This window comes from Sporosarcina luteola (genome assembly GCF_023715535.1).
In the GTDB taxonomy this organism is placed as follows: domain Bacteria; phylum Bacillota; class Bacilli; order Bacillales_A; family Planococcaceae; genus Sporosarcina; species Sporosarcina luteola_B.
In genome coordinates, this window is sequence record NZ_JAMBOI010000009.1 from 34,502 (window position 1) to 54,037 (window position 19,536).

The 19,536-nt window shown below is 45.3% G+C and carries 16 protein-coding genes; 1 reads left to right on the top strand and 15 read right to left on the bottom strand.

All coding sequences use genetic code 11. The features are described from left to right. Positions 1-184: 184 nt before the first annotated feature. The 4 genes from M3191_RS14215 to M3191_RS14230 all read right to left on the bottom strand — a co-directional run bounded on the left by M3191_RS14215 (position 185) and on the right by M3191_RS14230 (position 4,420). Positions 185-634: an SF0329 family protein gene (locus M3191_RS14215; RefSeq protein ID WP_251701038.1), complete on the bottom strand. Its 450-nt coding sequence runs from the start codon at positions 632-634 to the stop codon at positions 185-187. Between the two features lie 98 nt (positions 635-732). Beyond that, positions 733-1,293 carry a GNAT family N-acetyltransferase gene (locus M3191_RS14220; RefSeq protein WP_285853387.1) on the bottom strand — a complete coding sequence of 187 codons (561 nt, stop codon included), beginning with the start codon at positions 1,291-1,293 and terminating at the stop codon, positions 733-735. Positions 1,294-1,310: 17 nt separating this feature from the next. After that, positions 1,311-3,281: a S9 family peptidase gene (locus tag M3191_RS14225; RefSeq protein WP_251701039.1), complete on the bottom strand. Its 1,971-nt coding sequence runs from the start codon at positions 3,279-3,281 to the stop codon at positions 1,311-1,313. A gap of 26 nt (positions 3,282-3,307) precedes the next feature. Beyond that, positions 3,308-4,420 (bottom strand): citrate synthase/methylcitrate synthase, encoded by a 1,113-nt coding sequence (locus M3191_RS14230; RefSeq protein ID WP_251701040.1) that lies wholly within the window; start codon positions 4,418-4,420, stop codon positions 3,308-3,310. Between the two features lie 104 nt (positions 4,421-4,524). Here M3191_RS14230 and M3191_RS14235 point away from each other — a divergent pair, with 104 nt between their 5' ends. Further along, the gene (locus tag M3191_RS14235) at positions 4,525-5,406 is read left to right on the top strand and encodes a LysR family transcriptional regulator (RefSeq protein ID WP_251701041.1); all 882 of its coding nucleotides are present in this window, start codon (positions 4,525-4,527) and stop codon (positions 5,404-5,406) included. A gap of 151 nt (positions 5,407-5,557) precedes the next feature. Here M3191_RS14235 and M3191_RS14240 read toward each other — a convergent pair whose 3' ends face one another. The 11 genes from M3191_RS14240 to M3191_RS14290 form a co-directional block, all read right to left on the bottom strand. Next, on the bottom strand, positions 5,558-6,856 hold the full coding sequence (locus M3191_RS14240) for a four-carbon acid sugar kinase family protein (protein WP_251701042.1): 1,299 nt from the start codon (positions 6,854-6,856) through the stop codon (positions 5,558-5,560). Between the two features lie 34 nt (positions 6,857-6,890). Further along, complete coding sequence (locus M3191_RS14245) at positions 6,891-7,892, bottom strand: 2-keto-3-deoxygluconate permease (protein ID WP_251701043.1); 1,002 nt, start codon at positions 7,890-7,892, stop codon at positions 6,891-6,893. Between the two features lie 162 nt (positions 7,893-8,054). Beyond that, complete coding sequence (locus tag M3191_RS14250) at positions 8,055-9,317, bottom strand: ribulose-bisphosphate carboxylase large subunit family protein (protein ID WP_251701044.1); 1,263 nt, start codon at positions 9,315-9,317, stop codon at positions 8,055-8,057. Between the two features lie 108 nt (positions 9,318-9,425). Next, positions 9,426-10,454, bottom strand: a complete 1,029-nt coding sequence (locus M3191_RS14255; protein ID WP_251701045.1) for an alcohol dehydrogenase catalytic domain-containing protein — start codon at positions 10,452-10,454, stop codon at positions 9,426-9,428. A gap of 78 nt (positions 10,455-10,532) precedes the next feature. Next, the gene (locus tag M3191_RS14260) at positions 10,533-11,327 is read right to left on the bottom strand and encodes a DeoR/GlpR family DNA-binding transcription regulator (RefSeq protein ID WP_251701046.1); all 795 of its coding nucleotides are present in this window, start codon (positions 11,325-11,327) and stop codon (positions 10,533-10,535) included. A 479-nt stretch (positions 11,328-11,806) separates the two neighbouring features. Beyond that, entirely contained in the window at positions 11,807-13,360 is a 1,554-nt protein-coding gene (locus tag M3191_RS14265; RefSeq protein ID WP_251701047.1) for a fatty acid--CoA ligase family protein, read from the bottom strand. Between the two features lie 300 nt (positions 13,361-13,660). Then, positions 13,661-15,583, bottom strand: coding sequence for an FtsX-like permease family protein (locus M3191_RS14270; protein ID WP_251701048.1), 1,923 nt, complete (start codon positions 15,581-15,583; stop codon positions 13,661-13,663). Positions 15,584-15,613: 30 nt separating this feature from the next. Beyond that, complete coding sequence (locus tag M3191_RS14275) at positions 15,614-16,384, bottom strand: ABC transporter ATP-binding protein (RefSeq protein ID WP_251701049.1); 771 nt, start codon at positions 16,382-16,384, stop codon at positions 15,614-15,616. After that, positions 16,338-17,387 (bottom strand): sensor histidine kinase, encoded by a 1,050-nt coding sequence (locus M3191_RS14280; protein WP_251701050.1) that lies wholly within the window; start codon positions 17,385-17,387, stop codon positions 16,338-16,340. Before M3191_RS14280 ends, M3191_RS14275 begins: the two co-directional genes overlap by 47 nt. Further along, a complete protein-coding gene (locus M3191_RS14285) occupies positions 17,384-18,088 on the bottom strand; it encodes a response regulator transcription factor (RefSeq protein WP_251701051.1) in 705 nt (234 codons plus the stop codon). The genes M3191_RS14280 and M3191_RS14285 overlap by 4 nt, the downstream gene beginning before the upstream one ends. Positions 18,089-18,496: 408 nt before the next feature. Beyond that, on the bottom strand, positions 18,497-19,492 hold the full coding sequence (locus tag M3191_RS14290) for a lipoate--protein ligase (RefSeq protein ID WP_251701052.1): 996 nt from the start codon (positions 19,490-19,492) through the stop codon (positions 18,497-18,499). Positions 19,493-19,536 lie beyond the last annotated feature (44 nt).

The following is a 19,536-nucleotide window of genomic DNA, read 5'->3' on the forward strand; positions in this document are numbered from 1 at the left end:
TAATAACAAAGGCACATAAATTTGTGCGCTGCTGCTAATTCCTTTGGCAATTGTGGTACCAATTTATCAATATAAAGCATCTAAATGTAGATGCAACAACAAAAACAGGGACACCAATTCATATGTGAATTGTGTCCCTGAACTCAATGTTTTTTTAATATCTTCTCCCCATCAAACGAACCCGTTAGCCCAATCCAGGGGAAGTTTTGTTCTTTTCACTTTCATTATTCCAATTAATTCGAACCCCGTAGAAACTTTTGACAAGCCCTGCTTCATTCGTAACATCAATGGTCTTCCATCTTCTCTTCCCGAGCCTTCTATCAATCAAGGCAATTGCTCGGATAAAAGGGTGCTCATGGGTAAGTGCTTTTTCAAACGGCAGATGGATGTAATCAAACAGAAGCCCCGTTAGTTCACTTGCCGGATACACATCGGATTCTTTCACTTCGATTTCTGCGTCATCATAGGCGGCGTGAAGTTGCTTAAGCTCATTGGATTCCCACATTTTCCGCCAATTGGAATCCCATTTTAACGAGAGTGCCCTCTCCTCAGTTAATTCCTGAACTCGAGTTGTGGCAGCAATGTCGTAAGGGATATCGGATGCTCGAAAAATCTCCTTGCCGTCAAGTGACACGGAACGTCCCGGTTTGGTCGTGGCTTATTCGATGATAACCCAATTGTATTCGATTCGCCCTCTAAGCCGTTCACTTAGAAATCCTTTCGCCAATTGTTTCAATTTCGACCATCACATTTAGCTTTCTGCGCTTCCCATTCCTCACGCAGCATGCCCATGCGGATGGAGTCGTAATAGACGCCGTTCCAGTATCGGACTTTACGTATACGCGCTTCCATCGTCATGCCTAGCTTTTCGGCGACGCGGATCATGCGCTCGTTGCCGGACCATGTCGTGAGGCCGACGCGGACGAGCGGCATTTCATTGAATAAATGATCGATCCACATCGTGAGTGCCTTCGTTCCGTAGCCGCCGCTCCAGTATTTCGGCTCGTAGATGAGGATGCCCATCTCAAGCCAAAGGGACGGCTTGTGCTCCCAATAGTAACTCACCATGCCGATGAGCTCGCCGCCCACTTCAATTCCCCAGTAATCGTCCTTTGCGACGATATTGTCTTTCCGTTCGAGGAACGCTTCATACGTTATTGTTTTATGCGGGTAGTACGGGGCGTCCCATTTCTTCCATTCGGGATTTTCCTCTTTGAACGTCAATTCCCACATGCGGTGCAAATCTTCTTCTTTTATCGGGCGAATTGTTACGCCGTCTCGTGTATAAGTCAAACAAACTCCTCCGGTTCTTATAAATACTTAGCGAACCAGCCCGTAATCTCGTTCAATCGTTCAATACGCAGATTCGGTGCGCCGGTCCGCGATAGGTTGTGGTCTGCATCCGGGAAGCGGACAAATTCTGTCTCTTTCCCCATGCTCTTCAATGTAATATATAACTGCTCCGCCTGCTCGATCGGGCAGCGGAAGTCTTTTTCCGAGTGGAGAATCAACAGTGGCGTCTCCACGTTCTCTGCATACTTCAACGGAGAATGCTTCCAGAGCGTTTCGACGTCTTTCATGTCGGCGGCAATTTGCCAGTCGCTGAAGTAGTAGCCGATGTCCGATACGCCGAAGAAGCTGATCCAGTTGCAGATCGAACGCTGTGTGACAGCCGCTTTGAAGCGGTTCGTATGGCCGACGATCCAGTTCGTCATGAACCCGCCATAGCTGCCGCCAGTTACGCCGAGGCGATCTTCATCGATCCATTCATTTTCCGCCAACACATGGTCAACTGACGCCATGATGTCTTCATAGTCGCCTCCGCCATAATCTCCTCGGACGGCATCGACGAATTCCTGGCTGTAGCCGTGGCTGCCGCGCGGATTGATGTAAAGCACTCCGTATCCTTTTGCGGCAAGCAGCTGCATTTCATGGAAGAATGTGTTGCCGAACATCGCGTGTGGACCGCCATGGATGTCGACGATGAGCGGATACTTCTCCCCCTCCTTGAAGTCAGCCGGTTTCATGAGCCAGCCGTGCACGTCCCAATCCTTAGCCCCTTTGAAGAAGATTGATTCCGGTTCTACGAGTTTGACTTCTTGCAAATAGTCTTTATTGAATGAAGTGACGGCTTTCCTTTCGCCTGTCGCAATCGTCAATTGATAAATTTCGCCCGGATTTATAGGGTCGCTCGCTGCGACTAATGCGTAATCGCCTTCCCGGTTCACGTCATAGCCATACACATGCTCATTTTCCTGGGATGCCGGGTACAGCTCCCCTTCGAGCGTTGCGAAATAAAGGCGGACGTCACCCATTGCGGAGAGCTGGAAGTACAGGTCATTGTCCTTCGTCCAAACTACACTCGGCGCGCTTGCCCCTTGCTGGTGGTCTGCAACCGTATAGTCGCCGACCGGAGCATCAACGCTTTCCGTAATGTTGATCGTATTGCCGCGTGGCGTATCGTACACATACAAATTGCTATGTGTAGCGTTTTGGAACGTACGATCCGAGCCGATAAATGCGATATAATTGTTGTCTAACGAAAATCTCGCGCCGCCATAATAGCCTTCCTCATCGACGATGACTGTCTCTTCCTTCGATTCCACATCGACCAAATGGAGCGGCTGACGGAATGCCCAGTCCAAATCCTCATCCCGGTTCACGCCGATGACAAGCTTGCTGCCGTCATGCGAAACCGCCTGTAGCGTATGCTGGTGATTCCCTTCCGTAAACTGCGTTACTTCTTGAGTTTCAAGGTCGATGACACCGATTTGCTTGAATGAATCCTGCGGCAATAAACCGATGCCGTCCATTTTATACTTCATCTTCGTCACACGGACAGGTTCCGGCTTCTTCTTTTCATCCTTCTCCTCTTTATCCGTGAACGTCTTGCCTTCCTTCACCGAAGCGTCAAACCAGATTTTCTTGCCGCATGCCGACCATTCGAAGTTGGATACTCCGTTATCGAACGATGTAAGTTTCTTCGCTTCGCCTCCGCGGGCGGAAAGGATGTACAGCTGGTTTTTATCGTCGCGATTCGACAAAAAAGCGATCTGCTTGCCGTCCGCCGACCATTTTGGCGAGCTGATGCGGTGTGTTCCGTATGTCCATTGTGAAGTTTCTTTCGTCTCGAGGTCGATATGGTACAGGTTTGCGATATATTTGTTTTCCTCTTTGTCGATATGCGTTTTGATGAACAGCGCTTCTTTTCCGTCAGGCGATAGTTGCGGGTTCGTGACGGATTGCAGTTTGAATAAATCATCTGTTTGTAGGTTTCTCATAGGAATTCCCCCTTCAATTATCTATTCTACATATTTCGACACCCTAAGGAGCTTCCCCTTTTTATTTCATGATTTTTTTCGATATAGACGGATTGCGGGCGGAAGATTGTGTTGTCGCTCAGTTGTTCGATCGCGTGGGCTGTCCAACCGACCATTCTTGCCACGCTGAATGTCGGAGTGAAAAGTTCGGGCGGCATATCGATTGCCCGCATGATCGCAGCTGCGTAATATTCGACGTTTGTGTACAGTTTGCGGCCTGGCTTGAATGTTTCCAGCAGTGAGATGATTTCTGTTTCGGCTGCTGTCGCGAGGTCCAGCCATCCGTCTTGTCCTGCGAGCTTTTCGCAATTGTCTCGTAATAAAATCGATCGGGGGTCTTCGGTTTTGTAGATGCGATGGCCGAACCCCATGATCCGCTCGCCGTTTTGCAGCTTCTGCTGGATGACGGGTCGGATGTTTTCTAGCGTGCCGATTTCTTCGAGCAGTTCAATTACCGCTGAAGGGGCGCCGCCATGCAAAGGGCCTTTCATTGTACCGAGCGCAGAAGTGACCGCCGCTGTTAGATCCGATTCTGTTGAAATCGTGACACGCGCTGCAAATGTGGAGGCGTTCATGCCGTGCTCCATCGTCAGTTTCAAGTAGGTTTCGAGCGCTTCGACGTGGACGTTGGAGGGTTTTGTTCCTGTGAGCATCCATAAGTAGTTGGCAGTGTGTGCTAGGTTCTTGTCGGGTTCGATGACCGGAAGACCCTTCACATTGCGGTAGTGTCTCGCGATAAGCGATGGAAGTGCCGCGGTCAGATGGTGCGCTTGCTGTTTGATTGTTTGATTCGTGAAATTGTAGTGAGCATATGCGGATATTGCAGTGCGCATCGCGTCCATTACCGGTGTTTCGGGCGGGAGGGCGTCGATGATCAGTTTTACGTGAGCAGGCAAATCCCTTCCTTCGTGAAGAGTATTTGATTCGGTTTCGTCCGGAAATTTTCCGTTCCAGAGGAAGTGCGCAATTTCCTCGAATGAATGCTCGGCAATCAGCTCGCCGACCTGGATCCCGCGGTATCGGAGTTCGCCGATATCCCCTTCTACGGATGCAATTTTTGTGTGTACTGCAACGACATCTTTCAAGCCTTTTTGAAACATGACCATTCCTCCTTTTCTTTTAGTATAAGCGGGAGGTATAATTAGGTAAATTAAATGTTTTTGAATGATTTGATTAGTTTTATTAATCAAGAGGGGGTGCGGCGGTGGACACGCAATGGTTACGTACGTTCGTCGTGGCGGCGGAGACATTGAATTTCAGGAAGGCTTCAGAAAAATTGTTGTTGTCGCAGCCAACCGTCACGGTACATATCAAGCTGCTTGAAGATCATGTAGGCGTCCGGCTTTTCGATAGGATCAATAATCGGGTCACGTTGACAGATACGGGTAGATTGTTTTATGCGGAGGCTGCGAAATTGTTGGCGGGGTTGGATGATAGTGTGAATCGGATGCACGCATTCGCGCAAGGCTACCGCCGAATGTGGACAATCGCCATTTCGCCGCTTATGGCGGAAACCATTTTGCCTTATTTATTACGAACGTTCATGGAAAAGCATGCCGATGTGGAGCTGACGATACGGGTCGAGGAATCCGAGAAGATTGAGCGTCTCGTTGATGCTGGCGAAGTCCATTTGGGAATTTCGGCGTTGGACGCAGCTCTGAAAGGCATCGAGTCAATCCGAATCTATGACGATCCGATTGTTTTCATTACACCGACGGATAGTTACGACGAGGAAAGTGGCCCGCCGGTTGATGTGGAGGAGATGCTGATCGGGAATTATTTGCTGACGCATCATCATCCGGTCTATTGGGAGGATTTGCTTGTCGTTTTGCGTAAGCATGTGCCGGGCGTACGCACGATGAAGGTGACACAGGCGCATATTGCGAAACGGTTCATCCAGGAAGGGCTCGGCGTCTCGTTCCTCCCCCACTCGATCGTCCGGCGCGAACTGACGGAAGGCCGGCTTATGCGACCGCATTTTGATTTGTTCCAGTTGCCTACTGTTTCGACGTTTATTCTTGTGAAAAAGAAAGGTGAATTGGAGGAGGACTTCATTCGGGAGATTTCGGCTTATTATTTTGGGTAGTGGCGTTCATATATCTGGATAAATAATATAAATTACTAACACGCTCATAGGGTTCCCGCCAATAAACCACTGAAATTTTAAGCTGCTTATGAAAAAGTCTGGACTCTTTCAAGTCCAGACTTTTTCATAATTATGTTCGTGCAACCTTTACTCACTTATATATTGTTTTGTTCCCTCGAAGAAATTCAACAGAGGAGACTAGAGAATTTTCATCTCCTATGCTTCCGCCTTTTGTAATTGTGCTAATGTTTTGTTTCCCTATGATTCTACCTATTGGGATAGCGGAGGATAATTCGTCTATTAGCTCAATGCCTATTGCATTTAAATGATTTGAGACTTTTTTCGCTGTATCCCCACCTGTCATAACCAAGCCAGAAAATTTTTTCTTACTAGTTAACTGTAGAGTGATCCTACCCAGAGCATCGGCAATCTCTGAACAAATTTCTGCAGCGTTTTTGCCGCTTGTTCTTCCTAGCTCTAACGCTTGTACTACCTCTGATTTATCACTAGATGCATAGATTACAATGTTATAACCTTCTTCGGCCTTTTTCAGACAATCTATTGCAATTCTATTTATTTCATTTTCTTTTTCAATGCTGTTTTCAAGGAGACGCGGAACATCAATTTTAAAGCCTCGGGTATTTGATTCTTTTAATAATATCTTCAATTGCTTTAAAGTAACATCATTAAAACTTCCTATAATTGTTAGTGTAGGAGATTTACCATTGCGTGATATTGGTAGCGATTGCTCATTCTTTGTTTTAAAATTATAAGCCTCTGGCAAATAATTTATTAAACCTGATGAACCGCACCAAATAACATTGTAATGACTTTGACTAATATATTCTGCAATCTCTTTTAAATCATTCTCTTCTTCCGAATCAAACACGAGAAATGGAATTTGCTCCTTGAATTTCTTATTTAATTTGTCATAGATATCCTCATTTAAGTCATCTGTTGTAAACAAAGCAGTTTTATATTTTGATTGTCTTTTTAGTTTCTGTACTAAATCATAGTCAAAAGCTCCATCCGTTGGACTTTCTGCATAATCGGATTGATCAAGCCTTATTCCGTTTAAGTAAATTTGGCCTTCTCTCAATACCCTTCCACTTTTCGGAAATCCTGGTGCTATTATAATAAAATCAGGTTTAAACACTTCGTATAAAGCATCTAATTCAATCCCAACATTCCCCCGGATAGTGGAATCCATTTTTTTAAATATAAACTCAAAACCATTTTTCTTAAAAAAAATTGAAGCTTGTTTAACTGCATTAAATGCATCTTGTGTATCAGAATATCGAGTATCTGTATCATAAACAATGGAATGAAGGCTTCCAATCATCTCCAAGTTTAGTTGAAAAACAACAGATGTCTTAATCCCTTTTTGAGCTAATTTTACACCTGTATCGTTTGCGCCCGTTAAATCATCTGCTATAATTCCAATTTTCATCCATATCCTCCTCTCCACTAACAATAATATCTTTCTACTTTTCTATAGTCTGAACGATATCTTTTGGATTAATTACTCCTTCACCATACTTTTTCTCTAATCTCTTGGCTAAAAAAGAAATAAAAATTGGTAAAAGAATAGCTGTAGTGACTGTACTTGCTGCAACTTGAACTGTAGCAATTTCTGCCGTGCTTGCAAACGATGCACTTGCTGCTGCGATTACTGCAGGAGTGGCGATTGCATTTCCAGCCGTTGATCCTTCTGCAGCACCAACAAGCGGATTCCAACCAAATGCTCTAAACACAAAATAACCGCCGCCTCCAGTTAATATAACTGTTAGAATTCCAAGAAATATTCCCGATAATCCACCTTCAGCAATTACCTTAAGATTGATTGTCATTCCTACTGCAAATGCCATAAATGGAATTAATACATCACTACCTTTTGTCAAAAACTCACGCATATCTTCATCTAGATTACCCAGTACAAACCCAAGGACAATTGGCAGTACTACCGCGATGAATGTAACTATAGAAAACAGACCTTCTACAAATCCCATTGCACCAAAAATAGTCAAAGCAACCATTGTTAAGAATGGACCATCGTTTAGTGCTAATAGACCGTAAGCCGCTTTATCATCTTCTTTTCCATATTGACTCACAAGTGACACATATAATGCTCCGTTACTATTTGTCATTGCTGCAACAATAGCTAGTGGGGCAATTCCAAGAAATAATCCGTTTGGTCCAGCAAAAATAAATCCTATTAAACCTATAGCTGCTCCAATTACCCATTTTAAAATTAACAGCGTTGCTCCTTTTCCAACTGCTCGACCTGCATTTCTGACATTAATTTGCGCTGCAGAACAGAGCAAGAAAAGGGCAATTAAAGTGAGAAGACCATCAACAAATAGGGCTTGTGTGAAATTCCCAATCCTTAATAAACCTGGAGCAAATGTATTTAGTATTGCAGCAAAAAACATAGGAACAATCATTAATCCACCCGGTATTTTTTCCATTGTTGCTTTTAACTTCATAACCCCACCCCTTTTGTAAGCGCTTTAATTTCCCCGAAAAACAAAATCACCAATTGAGAATATCGATAGTTCTAAAAGACGTCAAAGTCTCATTTTTTCACAAACTCGCTGTCCCCTATATCTCCGAATAAAACTGTACAAATCCTGTCGTGATTTAAATTTTTATTTTGAAAACTTATCAATGGCCTGCTTTAATTCAACATGTGTTTTTGCATATTCTTCTATTGAAATTCCTGAAATAGCTGCTTCCCATCCTTGGATCATGCTTTTCACGCCAGCTTCCGTACCACCCGGATGTCCAATAATGCCTCCACCAGCTAAATGCATTACGTCAACAGTATCCATTGATTTATATGATACTTCTGCAGTCCCTGCCCATTGACCAGAGGACAAAACAGGCATAGCTGTATAGCCATCAAACATTGGTGTTATACAATCCTTAACTGATTTGATAACTGACTCATTTGACTCGTAAAATTTACTGTTAATTCCATTACAATGCAAATGATCGACGCCTACTAAGCGGCACATTTTTTGATAGGCGGTAAATTCCATTCCCAAATACGGATCGCGCGTCATTGCTCCCCATTGGTTACGATGACCATGTATGGGAACCTCACTGAACTTCCTCAAATGGGCAACCCCAGCGAGTCCAATACTATTAATACTCACCATTACACAATTTCCACCTGCATTTACGACAGTTTCATAGTTACGTTCTAGCTGGTCTATGTCATCAGTTATATTAAAGGCATACATGGCTTTCTTGCCTGTTTTATCTGCTACTCTATCAATTTCCTCCATTACAGCCTTCACACGTTCTTTCAAAGGAGCATATGGTGGATTCGCATTAAGTTCGTCGTCTTTAATAAAGTCAATTCCGGCAAATGCCAAATCTCTTACAACTTTGCGTAAATCCTCTGGTGTTAATCCAATACTCGGCTTTACAATCGTCCCAATTAATGGTCGGTTATAAACATTGACTAATTTCCTTGTACCTTCAATTCCAAACTTAGGGCCTTTGTATTTCTCCAAGAACGCAATTGGTAATTCCAGATCCATAAGTCGTAAACCACTAATTTCGCGAAGTTCATACAGATTCCCCACTACAGTCGATAATAGGTTTGGAATGGATGGCCCAATGTTATGTAGAGGAAAAGATAACACTACCTTTCCTCTACGATATTTTATTGGCCCTACCTCTCCTTTAGGTGGTTTAGAACCGGGTAAAGATGGAGTTGAAACTTGTTCTAACTCCTCAACTGACACAACTTTTGCTGCATGTTGATCCTTAAGTTCTTCTGTCTCTCCAGGAACAGCAATAAACGTACCTGTAGATTGCTCTCCTGCCATGACTTTCGCTGCAAATTCAAGATCATAAGGTGTCTCAATGTGATACGTTGCAAACACACGTTCTTTACTCATATCTTAACTCCTCCAAGATTTAAAGTATTATGATAATAGGAAACGCATTTGTCCCTATTTACAAAAGAAACTCCTATAAAACAAATATTTTCATACCTTTTCACTAAGTTAACGTATATTTACGGCTACTTTCATTGCATCTTTTGTTCCATGAATTTCAAAACCTGTTTTGATATCATCCAATGAAATTTCTGGTTCTCTAATAAGCTTTACGTCAACCTTTCCATTGGCTAATAGATCAAGAGCAAGTTCAAACATCTTTGGGTTATATGAGCGTGTCCCAGTAATAATTAATTCTTTATAATGGACTAAATTTGGATCTAATTCGATACTTTTGTGCGGATAAGTACCTGTAAAAATATTAATTTTACCACCATATGCGGCCATTTTAATAGCAGTTTCTGTACAAGGGGCCTCTGCTCTTCCTCCAACAGCCACCATGATTATATCCGCTCCCTCCCCGTCAGTTAGACGAAGAACTTCCTCAATAGGGTCTACTTTACTAGGATTAATCACATGATCAGCCCCTAATTTAGAAGCAATTTCTAAACGGTTTGTTAGCAAATCAATACCAATTACTTTGGTAGCTCCTAATAATGTTGCTACTTGTAAATGGAGTTGCCCCATTGGACCTAACCCATATACAACTACTGTATCTCCTGCCTGTACAGGTGTTACTTCTATATTTGCTTTTAACACACTAGCTAATGGTTCCGTACAAGATGCCAATTCTAGTGACATATGTTCTGGAATTTTATATACAACACTCTCTTTCAGTGCAATATATTCTCCAAATCCACCCATGTTCATCTTTCTATTCTCACAAGCAGAATACTTACCTCGGGTACACTTTTGGCAATGGTAGCACGGCGTCCATGATAACGCTGTCACTTTGTCCCCAACCTTAAATTGGGTCACATCACTACCAACTTCTACTATGTAACCCGCAAATTCATGCCCAACCTTCTCCGGTTGATCTAGTTGTTTAACCCCTCTGTATCCCCTTAAGTCTGTTGGACATATATTCGCCTTGTGTACTTCGATAAAAACTTCATCAGATTTCAATGGACTCTTTTCAATTTCTTCCAAGCGAATGTCTCCCGGTGCATAAACAATTGCGGCTTTGTAAGATTTCATCTTAGACGTTCCCCCTTGAGTTTTAATAGTTTTATCAAGTGATAGAATAGTATTTTAAATTGTAGTTTACTATCCAAGTTATGAAATCGACTCGGTGTCATTTTCACTTACAATAATTAATTTAATTCCCTTTGACGTAACAAAATCAATTTGTTCTTCTGATATTTTGTCATCTGTGATAATTGTATTTATAGAAGAAAAAGATCCGATTGAAAAAAGTCCATCCCTTCCAAACTTAGAGGAATCAATAACTACGTATACTTTCTTCGCGATTTCTATCATCTTTTTTCGAATTAAAGTCTCTTCGACCTCGTAATAAACCAAACCCCGTTTTTCATGGATTCCCATTGCTCCCAAAAATAACTTGTCAACGGAAAATTGATCTAGAATATCAATTGCATGACTCCCCACTAAATTAAGCTGGTTTGATTCTTTGATAAACCCTCCCATCATAAAGACATCACAGTTTTTATTAGTGGAAAGTTCAATCGCATTAGGTATTGAGTTCGTAATGGCAAATAAATTGTTTTTGTCACCAAGATGTTTGGCAGTCTCTAAGCAGGTTGTACCTGAGTCAAGTAATATAGTATCCCTATCCATAACAAGTGAAGCGGCTACTCTCCCAATTCTTCTCTTTTCCTCTAAAAACTGGTCTTTGCGTTCTTCAAACGGTAATTTGATGCGAAACGGTTCTTCTATTTTCATAGCTCCACCGTAAATACGCTTAATAATATTTTGTTTATCTAAATCTTCCAAATCCCTACGAATAGTCATTTCTGACACAGAAAATTCGCTTGCAAGTTCTTGAATTGTGACCGTACCGTTCTTATTAATGTACTCAATAACCAGCATTTTTCTTTCTGAAGAAAGCATGTATTCACACCGCCCAAATCACTAAGTATTATTAAGTGGTAATATTCCAATCTTAATAATGTTAATTATAGGCTTGACTTCATTTTACAGTCAATCGGTTTTAACAAAGATAAACAACAAGTTATCATAGATAGTCAGAAACCATTTTATCGAAAATATATAATATACTCTTATTAAAATCCCACCTTATTCGAAGTTCAAAAATTCTAAACAGAGTTTCTATTAACATAGTAAAACATTATTTAACATAAGTCAAACACTTTATAACACAAGTTAACACAAAAGTTCTCTTTTGTTAGAATAGATGTCGTAGTGAACTTTAGTGATAGTTAAATTCTTACACAGAGGTTGCTCAGCTCTCCCCGAAATGCGCTCATACACATGCATTCAGTTTTTCCAAAAGGCAAATTCGCTAGATTTATTGAGCCCTTGCGGGAAATAAACAAGCCCTTCCACGTAACGTGGAAGGGCTCTACTATTTAAAGTCTCACTTGTTCTTTCAATGAACGTCGCAAAATTTTGCCGGTCGTATTCTTAGGCAGTTCATCGAGGAAATCAATCGTTTTCGGCACTTTGTATCTCGCCAAACGATTGGCACAGAATGCCTTCAGCTTTTCAGCATCCGCGACAGCGCCTTTTTTCAGGACGACGAACGCTTGGACTTCCTCTCCGAAATCGGTGTCGGGCACGCCGATGACTGCTGCTTCGACGATGTCGTCGTGGGTGAATAAAACCTCTTCGACTTCGCGCGGATAGACGTTGTAGCCGCCGACGATGATCATGTCTTTCTTGCGGTCGACGATATAGAAGTACCCGTCTTCGTCCTGCCGAGCCAAGTCGCCTGTGTACAGCCAGCCGTCGCGGATGGCAGCAGCGGTTTCTTCGGGCATTTTGTAATAGCCTTTCATGACGTTCGGCCCTTGGACGACGAGTTCGCCGACTTCGCCGACTGGCACTTCCTCGCCATATTCGTTGAAGACTTTATTTTCCACATTGATGATGTTAGTACCGATCGATCCTGGCACCCGCTCGCGATCCAGCGGGTTGAAGCATGTGACCGGGGACGCTTCGGACAGGCCGTACCCCTCTGAAATCCGTACATTGAATTTATTCTCGAAGTTATGAAGCAACGCGACCGGCAGGGATGCACCACCCGAAATTGCGATGCGGATTGTGTTGAAATCGGCCGGATCGCCTTCCGGGTATTGATAGAGAAAATTGTACATCGTCGGCACGCCTGCGAATATAGTCGCCTTCTGTTCTTTGATTGATTCGAACACTTCCGCTGGGCTGAATCTCGGAATAAGCAAGATCGTCGCACCTTTCAACAACGGCGCGTTCACGACGACGGTCAGTGCGAACACGTGGAATACGGGCAACGTCGCAACAACACGGTCGTTTTCCGAGAACCTTAAATAGTCTCCGACATCTCTCGCGTTCGAGTACAGATTTTCATGCGTCAGCATCGCGCCTTTCGGACGGCCCGTCGTTCCGGACGTATAGAGAATGATAGCGGTTTCATTTCCGTCAACATCAATCGGTTCGAGATCCGGCCGGCCTGTTGCGATGAGCTCGGAAAACAGTTGGACTTTCGCTTTTGCTTTATCTGCTAGCGCCGCCACTCTCTCACCTACATCTGTGCTCATTTCACAGACGATATAGTTCTCGATCGAAGGAAAGAGCGTCGCGGATTTTTCGACGAGCGGAAGTAATTGGTCAATCGCGATGACCGCTTTGGCATCGCTGTTATGTAGAATGTATGAAATTTCATCAGGCGAATAAATCGGATTAACCGGAATCGCTGTCGCCCCGATCCGCATCGTCGCATAGAGCGATATGAGGAAATGCGGTGTATTCCCCAACAACAATGCGATGTGATCTCCCTTTTCAATTCCTAAATCTTGCAATGCAGACGCAAACATGGACACGGACTGGTCGAACTCGGCATACGAAGTGTCTTTCCCCATGAAGTGATAAGCCGTTTTCCCAGGTTGCAGCTTCGATGTTTCATAAACTTGTGAAACCAAATTCATACTGAACATCCTCCCTTTTGTTTGAATGAACCACCATTCAGTAAACCCAACTATTATTATATAAGAAAAATTAAAAGTTCACAATACTTTTAGAAAACTGTTGTAATCATAATTTGGTGGAAGCTCTATTTTTATTTCACGAAAACATTAAAAAAATGCCTTCCCCTAAAAGTTGAGGGAAGGCATTCAAATTTCGTAATATGCGTCGTTTTTTGCGTTTATGCGTTTCTGGCGGGATTTATGCGTATTTGCAACGATTTATGGACTTTTCGAGGCAATTATGCGCTTTTCATTCCAATTCTACTCCGGTGTCCGGATATGCGCTAGATAACGCCAGCGGATAAGGTAGAAATAAATGATTTGCAAAGCTGTGAAGCCGACGAGCACCATGATCAGTTCGCGGACGATGGAAATTTCCGCGAGTGCGTCCCAGATGACTTGCAGCGACAGGAACGCGAATGAGCTATGGACGAGCGCGACGCCCCATGGGACGAAAAATTGGGGGATGAGCTGCCGGTTGACGATTTTCTTGAATTCCTTGTCAGTAATGCCCATGCGCCGGAGCACGTCGAATTGCTTGCGGTCGCTGTCGAGCGATGTATAGAGGCGGAAATAGATGAAGCTTCCCGCGGCAAGTAGGAAAACGCCTGCGAGCAATAGGCCGATGAACAGTAGCAATGTGAATGTCGTCCGCATGACGGAATAGTTCAGGCCGGGATTATCGAAGTTGAAATGAAGTTTCCCGCGCGTCCCTTTAATAATCGATTCCGTTACGGAATGCTCGATTGTCAGTCCGATGTTTTTCGTCTTTTGCCATTCCGGGATGCCGAATGCGTGATAGACGGACGACGGCTCGACGAGCAATGCCAGTTTGTCGTAGTCGGCGTCGTTCAAAATGATCGTGTTCGTGCCGATTGCATGCGCCGGGAACAATTGGTACGGATAAGCGCCATTGATTTGCACCTCAATGCCGCTTTCCTCAAGCACCGTTTCGACGGATTGCCTGTTCAGCTGCTCGAATGTGGAAGCGGTCGGCGGCAGGAACAGCGCCTCCCCTTTCTTCAGTTCAAACGCGTGATTGCCGAACGACTTCGACAGCCTGTTGACACTGGAGAGCCTGATGATCATGACGTCATTATCCGTCAATGAAGATCGCTGTTCCAGCACCGGAAACCGTACATATGTGTATCCGATTTCGTTTTTCCTCAGTTCATACCCGAGCCGGTTGATGTGCTCCTGCTCGAGTTCATTGCCCGGAAAGCTTTCGTACACAAGGCCAAGCGGGTTCATTTCCCGGTATTGGGAGGCGAATGACGTGAGCGATGCGAGGATGCCGACCGACATGAAGGCGACCGTCGATACGATCGTCACGATGAAAAACATCCGGGCATTCTCTTTCAGCCGGATGACGCCTTCGGAAATCGCGAGCAGGCGGAAATGCCGCCAATAGAACTCTTTCCGCACTTTGAACAGATGGAGGACAAATGGTAATGAATCCGTGAAAAAGAAATACGTGCCGAGCGTAGCAAGCGGCGGCAGCAGAAAGATTAGATCGATGACGATGCTGTTCGACGTGAAAGCGGCCATCGTATAGGATAGTGCGAGAAGTACGAGGCCGATTACCCCGCGAACTTTTGAAAAACCGTGCGACTCCATGCCAAGGACATCTCCGCGGATCAGTTCACCAAGGTTGTCTGTCCGTATGGAAACTGGAGCGACCCATGAAATGATGATGAACAGACTCAGGAACGCGCCGACCGTCAATGCGAACGGTTCCCATGATAAATACAAGGGAAGCGCGGGCAACATGATGATCCTCTTTACGACCATGAAGAAGAATTTCGAAAACATATATCCTAAAAAGGTACCTACCCCGATCGATGCGGCTCCGATAATAAATGTTTCGATGAAAATGAGCCGGTGCAATTGCCGTTTTTCCATCCCTAAATGGAGGAGGATTCCGAACTCCTTCGTCCTCGCTTGCAAGAACGCCCGCATCGAATAAAACAGGAAGAACATCGTGAATATGTAAAGGATGATTTCGGCGATGCCCATGCCGAGCACCGCAATGTCCTGCAGTGCACTGCCTTCAATCGACGGATGGAACAGCAGCATGGAATAAAGGAAAAACACCATGACCGAAAAAACGCTCGCCATGAAAAAGGCGGCGTAAATCCTACGGTTGCGCATGACATTCCGGAAAGCGAACTGGCGAAATGTCATGATGCTCTCCTCTCTATTCGCATGTCCCTGTTACAGCATCCGCAAGTCATTGACATTCCCTCCAAGTAGACTGAGCACATTCAAAATCCGTTGGAAAAACGTCTGGCGCCGCTCATCCTTGTAGATTTCATTGAAAAACTCGCCGTCTTTGATGAACAGCACGCGGTCGCAATAGCTCGCCGCAATCGGGTCATGCGTCACCATGATGATCGTCGTCCGCTCGGTTTCATTGACAAGACTGAGCAATTCAAGGACTTCCTTTGCCGAATTCGAATCGAGATTCCCTGTCGGTTCGTCAGCAAGAATGAGCTTCGGGTTATGGATCAACGCCCGTCCGACAGCAGTCCGTTGAGCTTGTCCGCCTGACAGTTCATCCGGACGACGGTTGAGGATCTCCTGCAGGCTCAATTGCCCCGCCAGCCGGTCGACCCGTTTCTGCATTTCCATGATCGGCAGCCCGTCCAATGTGAGCGGCAGCACGAGATTCTCTTCCACTGTCAAACTTTTAAGCAGATTGATGTCCTGGAAGACGAAGCCGAAATTATGCCGCCTGAACAGCGCCAGTTCATTCGCATTCAACGCCTCGGGCTCGATGCCGTCAATCATGACTCGTCCGTATGTCGGCATGTCGATTGTCGAAATGATGTTCAGCAAAGTCGTTTTTCCGCTTCCGGAAGGCCCCATGATGGCGATGAATTCCCCCGCTTCCGCCTCGAAGTCAAGGCGATTCAGCGCGCGGTGCATCACTTTTCCTTCATAGATCTTCGTCACTTGCTCCAATTTCACGATCGAGTTCTTCATCCGTTTCACCTATCTCTCCATTTGTAAACAGAATCTTGACAGTAGTCCCTTGCCCCACTTCCGATTCAATCGTCAATGGATGGCCGAGCTTTAAACAGACTTCATCCGCGATGTACAGCCCCATCCCTGTCGATTCACCGGTCAGCCGGCCATTTTCACCTGTGAAGAACGCCTTCGTCACCCGCATCAGATCTGATGCCGGAATGCCGACACCTTCATCGCGGATAGTCAGCTCGAAGCCGATAGCTGTTTGTTTCGCCGACACATAGAGGCGCTTCCCTTTTTCAAACGTATATTTCACAGCATTTGTAATGAACTGCCCGATGGCGATTTTCATCCATTTCTCGTCGGTCGCAACGATGAGCGATTCATCAATTGAAATGACCGGAAAGACGCCATTTGTAATGAACAGCCGCTTATGGTCCGTCACGATATGCTGAATGAGACTCTTCAAGCCGACTTGTTCGATCTGCATGTCTTCCTCGAACGTCTCAAGCCGCGCGTTGACGAGTACGACATCAAGTCCGCGCTGGATTTTATCGACTTCCTCGCGCAGGCTGCGCTTGTCGAGTTCGCCGTCTTCCTGCAACAGCAAGTTGATGACAGAGATCGGCGTCTTCATTTGATGCACCCATTGATTGACAAACTGTAACTGACGGTGCTGCGATGCGTACAGTGATTGCACTTCGGCTTGATACAATGTATACAAATCGCGCATGAACTTTGTCGATTGGAGTTGCTCCGTCGTCTGTATATTGCGGATGAGCGCATCTTCCATCTTCTCGGGTTTTCGCAAGATCGCTTCGTAATACGGTCGCCTGGTGATGAATTTCCCGATGAGGAAGCCCCCCGTCAGCAGCAAGCTCATAATGATCGAGTAGATCGCCGTATTGATCCCGCGGAAGCCGTCCAGCCAATAAAGGACGAGGATGAAAGTGACAAGCATCACCTCGAAAATGATCCAGGATAAATGCTCTCTCAGGAATAAAACAATCTGCTTCATGATTCCTCCGGCGCAACGAGGAAACGGTAGCCTGACCCGCGGACCGTCTCGATGACAGACTGCACTCCGTAATCGGTCAGCTTTTTCCGCACGCGTGTCATGTTCACGTTCAACGTATTTTCATCGACAAATGACTGATCGTCCCATAATTCTTCGAGCAGCGTCTCCCGTGAAACGACTTTCGGCGACGCATCCATCAGCAGCTCAAGGATGACACACTCCTTCTTCTGAAGCGGTATCTCCTCATCACGCAAATGCAACTCCATCCGCTCGATGAACAGCTCAAGTGAACCGAGCTTCACCGTGCGCTCCCCCTGGCTAGGTGCGTATTCCCCGAACGCCCTTCTCAAATGACTTCTGATCTTCGCAAGGACGATCTCGTAATGGAAAGGTTTCGTAATGAAATCATCCCCTCCGTTCTCGAGCGCAAACACTTGGTCCATATCGCCTGAACGCGCGGAGATGAAAATGATCGGGCACGTCGTCGTCTGCCGAAGCTGCCGGCACCAATAATAGCCGTCATACGAAGGCAGATTGATATCGAGCAGGATCAAATGCGGATCGAACGCCGAACATTCCTCCTCCACATTATCAAAATCCTCGACAATCGCTACGTCATACTGATATTTGCGCAGCGTATCCGCCAACAGCCTCGCAATTTTTTTATCGTCCTCAACAATGAAGATACGATGGTTCCTCATCGCAAATTCCCCCTTCGCTATTCCAACTATTATATCGCAAAAATGGAATGCACGCTCGGCGGGCGGGGAGGCGGTGTTTGAAAATGGTTTATCACCGATTCTCGAGGGTTTACCACCGATTCTTGGCCCGTTACCACCGATTCTAGGGACTTTACCACCGATTCTCAACGTATTACCACCGATTCGGGCGACTTTACCACCGATTCTCGAATTCATCACCACTCAGGCGGAGTTTATCACCACTTGGGAGAGGGTTATCACCACTTAGAAAGACTTTATCACCACTCAGACAGAAGTTATCACCACTCAACTCTCACTTCCGTTCAAAACTGAGATGACTACACCCCTCCAGCCAATTCCGCATATACTACGGCATAAGAAAAAACCGGCTTTGCACCGGTTTTCAACTTAATAGATTAAATTAATGAATTCCTCTTTCGTGATTCCGCCAAGAACGGTCGGAATGTCAATCCCGTCGAGTGCTTTCGTAATTGATTCGCGATCGTATTGGACGCCCTTCAGACTATCTTCGACTACCGCCACATCACCGACGCCGAAAAAGTCGCCGAAAATGTTGACGTCATTAATAATATTCCCTTTTTCGACTTGCAGGCGCACATCAATCCCGCCGACAGGGAAGCGGTGAGAATGCTGCATATTGAATTTCGGAGATTTGCCGTAGTTCCAGTCCCAGTTGCCGTAGCGCTCTGAGGATAAAGCCCGGATGTTGTCCCAGTCTTCGTCGGTCAGTTCCCAATACTGTACGTTCTCTTCGCCGCCAAAAATGGACTTCAGAATCTCCATGCGGAACTGTTCGATCGTCATCGGTCCTTCGATGAACTCCGATATGTTTGCGACACGGCTGCGGATCGATTTGATCCCTTTCGATTCGATTTTGTCCTTCTTCACTTTCAATGCAGACACGACACGCTCGATTTCCGTATCAAACATCAACGTCCCGTGGGTGAACATGCGCCCTTGTGTCGCGAATTGTGCGTTGCCCGAAACTTTCCGCCCTTCGACGAGGATGTCATTACGGCCAAGCAATTCCGCCTTGACACCCATTTCGCCCAATGCCTTGATGACCGGCTCGGTGAATTTCTTGAAGTTGCGGAACGATTCCCCGTCATCTTTCGTTATGAAGCTGAAGTTGAGGTTCCCTAAGTCATGATACACAGCGCCTCCGCCTGAAAGCCTGCGGACGACGTGGATGCCGTTCGCATCGACGTACTCGGTATTGATTTCCTCGACAGTATTTTGGTTCTTCCCGATGATGATTGACGGTTCGTTGATATAGAACAGCAGAAACGGATCTTTGTCGATGTCCATGTTTTTCAATACATACTCCTCGATCGCAAGGTTGATCCTCGGATCGGTAATGCCTTTATTATCAACGAAATACACAATAATCGCTCCCTATGTAAATGAATTCACTTCTATTTTATCCG